Source organism: Kocuria sp. (genome assembly GCF_030536815.1).
Classification (GTDB): domain Bacteria; phylum Actinomycetota; class Actinomycetes; order Actinomycetales; family Micrococcaceae; genus Kocuria; species Kocuria gwangalliensis.
In genome coordinates this window covers 1-1,794 of sequence record NZ_JAUNPE010000309.1, presented here as the reverse complement: position 1 = coordinate 1,794, position 1,794 = coordinate 1, and the positions used below count along the sequence as shown (strand labels likewise).

Annotated in this window: 2 protein-coding genes; both read left to right on the top strand. The window is 63.3% G+C overall.

All coding sequences use genetic code 11. From position 1 onward, the window contains the following. Window positions 1–300 precede the first annotated feature (300 nt). Window positions 301–903, top strand: coding sequence for a single-stranded DNA-binding protein (locus Q4E95_RS13480; RefSeq protein WP_303383785.1), 603 nt, complete (start codon window positions 301–303; stop codon window positions 901–903). A gap of 148 nt (window positions 904–1,051) precedes the next feature. After that, a partial coding sequence (locus Q4E95_RS13475; RefSeq protein ID WP_303383784.1) for an ATP-binding cassette domain-containing protein occupies window positions 1,052–1,794 on the top strand: 743 nt, incomplete at its 3' end.

Below are 1,794 nucleotides of genomic sequence, written 5' to 3'. Positions count from 1 at the left end.
CCCCGACCAAGAGATTAGAAGGCTCCTGCTCTATCCACTGAGCTACCGAGGCGGAGCGCGTGAAGCGCCAATACAGTCTAGCAACGGTTGAGCACGGGGTTGGCGCTTTGCCCGCGGCGTGGCAACTGCACACCGTGGGACTCGCGGACGAGTTCACGCGGGAAATCCACAGTTCGCAGTTCCCGAGTCTCGTCGGCCGTGGGAACACGGGACCGTGGGGACACCCCTGAATTACGGGGCACAGGTTCCGTCCTCGCGGTTTCACGAGCCACGGGGATGGCTCATACGAAGGAGCATCCCATGCCCGAGCACATCACCCTCCGCGGATTCGTCGGCAAAGATCCCGAGTCCCACCTGTTCGATGACGGCACCGTTGCCGCGCGTTTCCGCCTGGCCACCACCACACGCCGGTTCGACGCCGACAAGAACACCTGGATCGATGTTCACACCAATTGGTATTCCATCCGTTGTTTCCGCGCACTGGCCATGCACGTGATGAACAGCGTGCGCTGCGGGCAGCCGATCATGGTGACCGGGAAGCTGCAAGTCCAGGAGTGGATGTCCGACAACGGACCCCGCACCACGGTCCAGGTGGACGCCACTGCCATCGGCCACGACCTCAACTTCGGCACGGCCAACTTCTCTCGCACGGGTGGCCAGGCTCAGCGTCCACACAATGCCACCGGTGACGCGGACGAACCCGCCCAGGATGACAACGGTGCGAAAATTGCGGGGCTGCAGGACGACGAGCAACTGGACGAGCACGGTCACGGGGTCATCATCCGCTCCGATCCCGATCATGCCTTCACCTCCCTGAGCCATTTGCCCAGTGACCTGGATGTGACCGAGGACGCGGAGGAGGACTCCGAGGAGCGTACCCCGGTGGGCGTGGGGAGCGACTGACTACGGCTCCACCGCAACCGCCAGCCGTGCGTTACCGGGGGCCCGAATGTGACCCCGGTAACGCAACGGAGCGGCGTCGTTGGGGGAGCCGCGCGCTGGGAGCCGAACGTGGCTGGAACAGGCGCGCGGGCGCGGTAACCTGGAAGGTATGGCGGAATTCATTTACACCATGTCCAAAGCCCGCAAGAAGGTGGGCGACAAAGTCATTCTGGACGATGTCACCATGTCGTTCTACCCCGGCGCCAAGATCGGCGTTGTGGGTCCCAACGGTGCTGGTAAATCGACCATCCTGAAGATCATGGCTGGCATCGACCAGCCCTCCAACGGTGAGGCCCGGCTCACCCCCGGTTACTCCGTGGGTATCCTGCTGCAGGAACCGCCGTTGAACGAAGAGAAGACCGTTCTGGGCAACGTGGAAGAAGGCGTTGGCGAGATCAAGGGCAAGCTCGATCGCTTCAACGAGATCTCCGCCGAAATGGCCGAGCCCGACGCGGACTTCGACGCGCTCATGGAAGAAATGGGCAAGCTGCAGGAAGACATCGACGCGGCAAACGCGTGGGACCTCGACTCTCAGCTCGAGCAGGCCATGGACGCGCTGCGTTGCCCGCCGCCCGAAACGGACGTGAAGGTCCTTTCCGGTGGTGAGCGTCGTCGTGTTGCGCTGTGCAAGCTGCTTCTGCAGAAACCCGACCTGCTGCTCCTCGACGAGCCCACCAACCACTTGGACGCCGAGTCCGTGCTGTGGCTCGAGCAGCACCTGGCCGCGTACCACGGTGCCGTTCTGGCCGTGACCCACGACCGGTACTTCTTGGATCACGTGGCCGAGTGGATCTGTGAGGTCGACCGCGGTCGCCTGTACCCCTACGAGGGCAACTACTCCACCTACCTGGA